Below are 3,103 nucleotides of genomic sequence, written 5' to 3' on the forward strand. Positions count from 1 at the left end.
TTTGTCGACGGAGTGCGCAAGTTCGCCCTGAGCGTCCGCGAGCTGGATATCGACTTGATCGACGGCATCAACCCGTTCGAGGCGGCATATTCTGTGCTGGCCAAGTCGATGAACGAGCAGATGCTGAAGCAGGTCGAGGCGGCCATCGCCGGCAAACGCGCCGGGATCCCGATCGAGGAAGCGCGCGACCTGGCCAAGCGCGCCCGCAAGTTCCGGGACGAGCGCGGCCGGCTGCCCGACATCAAGTCACAGGACGCCTGGGAGCGGCGCATGGCCGAGGGCGTGGAAGTCCTGCGTCGGCATGTGGCATTGAACCCGAATGCCTGACCTGAGCGACCTTGAGCTGCTGACCGACCTCGGCGTCGAGATCGAGACGAAGAAAGCCGCTGCCCGCACGCCGCGCGAGGAACGCATCATCGCCGGCTTTGAGGACATCGTGAAGTTCGTCGACGAGCACGGCCGGCCGCCGCGTCATGGCGAGGACCGCGACATCTTCGAGCGGATCTACGCCGTACGCCTCGACCGCATCCGCGCCCAGCCGGACTGTCGGGCGCTGGTTGAGCCGCTCGACAGCCATGGCCTGCTGGCTGGTAGTGACGGCGTCGCCGAAGCGCCGGCCGAGTTCGAGGACGACGCAGCCCTGCTAGCAGACTTGGGCGTCGCGCCCGGCGGTGAGAGCGACATCGCGGTGCTGAAGCACGTCCGATCGCGCGACGAGGTCAAGGCCGCCGAAGAGGTCGCCAACCGCAAGGTCTGCGCTGACTTCTCCACCTTCAAGCCGCTGTTCGCGGCTGTGACGCATGACCTTGAGTCCGGTGCGCGTGAAGCGCGCCGGTTCGGCGAGGACGCCGGGATCAAGCCGGGCGAGTTCTTCATTCTCGGCGGCCAGACAGTCTATGTGGCCGAGGTGCTCGAGACCTTCGTCTCAGAATACGGCCGGCCTGACAGCCGACTGCGCGTGGTCTATGACAACGGCACCGAGAGCGATCTGCTGCTGCGCTCGTTGCAGCGGGGACTTTACAAGGACGAGACCGGCCGGCGGATCACCGACCCGATCGCGGGGCCGCTGTTCGGCCATGAGAGCGAAGACGACGACCTGCGCAGCGGGACGATCTATGTTCTGCGCAGCAAGTCCGACCACCCGGAGGTCGCCGCCCATCGGGAACTGATCCACAAGATCGGCGTGACCGGCGGCAGCGTCGAGACCCGCATCGCGCAGGCCGTGACCGATGCCACCTATCTGCTGGCCGAGGTCGAGATCGTGGCGACGTACAAGCTGTTCAACATCAACCGGGCCAAACTCGAGAACATGCTCCATCGGGTTTTCGCGCCGGCTCGTCTGGATCTGGTCATCGAGGATCGCTTCGGAAGCCCTGTGCGCCCGAAGGAATGGTTCCTCGTGCCCCTGCATGTCATCGATGAGGTTGTTGAAAAGATTCGCGACCAATCCATCTCTCGGTTCGTATACGACCCGGAAAGCGCATCGTTGACGGGCGTATAGTGCTTGAGAGCAGGCGACCCGCCCCCTGTTCTGCGCATAATCGGCATTCCCGGAAGCGGACGGTGCAAAGGTCCGCTTGGGGGGGAAGCGAACCTTCAGTCACCTCTCAGCGGACGTCTGATTTGCGCTAGATTCGGTCGTTCGCCCCTGCCCGCTTTGCGGCTAAGCACCCTTCTTCGAGATGGTGCGCGAGTTGGCCGACTGGCTTGCCCCACCCTGTCCGTACATTCACTTCCCCTTCCAGTCGCGACGGCTTTTGGCTCAGGCCTGACGAGCCGCGCGGCGCACGGCGCCCTCCGCCTCGACAAACACGGCCTCCACAGTCTCCCGCAGGTCTTCAGGCGACAGCGCGCCGAGCGCCAGGATCTCGTTGCGCATCCGGATCCGGATCACCGCCGCGCGCATGATCGGCTGCATGGCGGCGCGGCCGTATCGCCCGGCGGCGGTCATCCACCCTTCCGCCAGAGCAAGCGCGAGGGTCCGGTTCGCCGCGATGGCGGGGCGCTCAAGGATCGCGACAAAAGCGTCCTCGGTTAGTCCGTTGACCAGTCCCCAGCGCTCAGGATGGCCATCACCGCGATCGAGGACCGAGCCCCGCATCCAAAGGCGCTGGAAGGTGTTCCGGACCCCGCCATGATGACGCTCGGGCGCTTCCCCATAGCGCCACAGGGTGATTGTCCGGAACAGATAGGCAGCCATGAAGGCCCAGACATCGTCCCGATGGGCCTCGCCGGACTGAAGGATCGAAACCTGTGCCAAATGCCTCGCGCACGCCGCATCAAACGTCGCACGCGCCGCCACCGTGACTGCGCCAGGGTAGCCCACCGCTCGCGCAACCTTCTCCACCCCTTCCTTGAGGGCGACCAGATCTGCACCATGCAGGCGGCTTCCCCCCACGGCACCGTAGGTGATCGCGTCCGGCAGATCGTCAATGACCACAGTGCTGGTGCCTCCCGGGCCGCCCGAGAGCAGCTGATCGACGGCGGGGGCGCTCAGGCGGGGCAGAAGGGTGACCGGCATCGTCAGAGTCTCACGCTGGCGAGGATAGCGGACCGGAACTCCCCTGGCCGGTTCTCGAGTGCGGCTTTCGCCGCCGTGACGTCCGAAAACGCCTGGCCCAGCCAGTGCGCCACCCGTCCTGCGACGGAAGCGGGTTCGGCGCTGTCGAAGTCCTCGTCCCAGCCGGCCCGAAGCGCGGTTTCGCACATCTGGGACACCACATCGCCCATCATCGCCTGCAGCGTTAGCTCGTCCTCCTCCTGGACACGCTCCACGAAATCCTCCTCGTCAGCGTTCAGATACAGCCGGGCGGCTCCGTGGAAGTCGCGGCCGGGACTAGCCGGACTCCATGAGAGAAGCCAGGGCGCGGCCTCGTGCGGCCGGCCAGCGAACACTGTGGAGAAGCTGACAACCTCCATGGGAAAACGGGGGTCGTCGCCTTCGATCCTTGTAGCGCAACGCTCCTCCCACAGACGCGAGGCCGCTCGCCGGGGCGCGAGGGGATCCGCCGGGTCCGAAGTGGAGACCAGCAGGACAGACGTCCTGAGGGTGAGCTGCGCCGACAGCCGAGACGGATCGACGCTGAGAGAAATAGTACATGGT

3 protein-coding genes and 1 pseudogene are annotated in these 3,103 nt (G+C 65.7%); 2 read left to right on the forward strand and 2 right to left on the reverse strand.

Annotation, left to right across the window (positions count from 1 at the left end):
• Both RDU12_RS05455 and RDU12_RS05460 read left to right on the forward strand, forming a co-directional pair.
• A pseudogene (locus tag RDU12_RS05455) lies at nucleotides 1-327 on the forward strand (DEAD/DEAH box helicase); the annotation flags it as partial.
• Complete coding sequence (locus RDU12_RS05460) at nucleotides 320-1,501, forward strand: GIY-YIG nuclease family protein (protein WP_300289144.1); 1,182 nt, start codon at nucleotides 320-322, stop codon at nucleotides 1,499-1,501. The pseudogene RDU12_RS05455 and the gene RDU12_RS05460, both read left to right, overlap by 8 nt.
• 261 nt (nucleotides 1,502-1,762) lie before the next feature.
• Here RDU12_RS05460 and RDU12_RS05465 read toward each other — a convergent pair whose 3' ends face one another.
• A complete protein-coding gene (locus tag RDU12_RS05465) occupies nucleotides 1,763-2,521 on the reverse strand; it encodes a hypothetical protein (RefSeq protein WP_300289143.1) in 759 nt (252 codons plus the stop codon).
• A 2-nt stretch (nucleotides 2,522-2,523) separates the two neighbouring features.
• Nucleotides 2,524-3,103, reverse strand: a 580-nt coding sequence (locus RDU12_RS05470) for a hypothetical protein (RefSeq protein ID WP_308684226.1), incomplete at its 5' end; no start/stop codon positions are given.

Origin of the sequence: Brevundimonas sp., from assembly GCF_031082345.1 — a bacterium.
In the GTDB taxonomy this organism is placed as follows: domain Bacteria; phylum Pseudomonadota; class Alphaproteobacteria; order Caulobacterales; family Caulobacteraceae; genus Brevundimonas.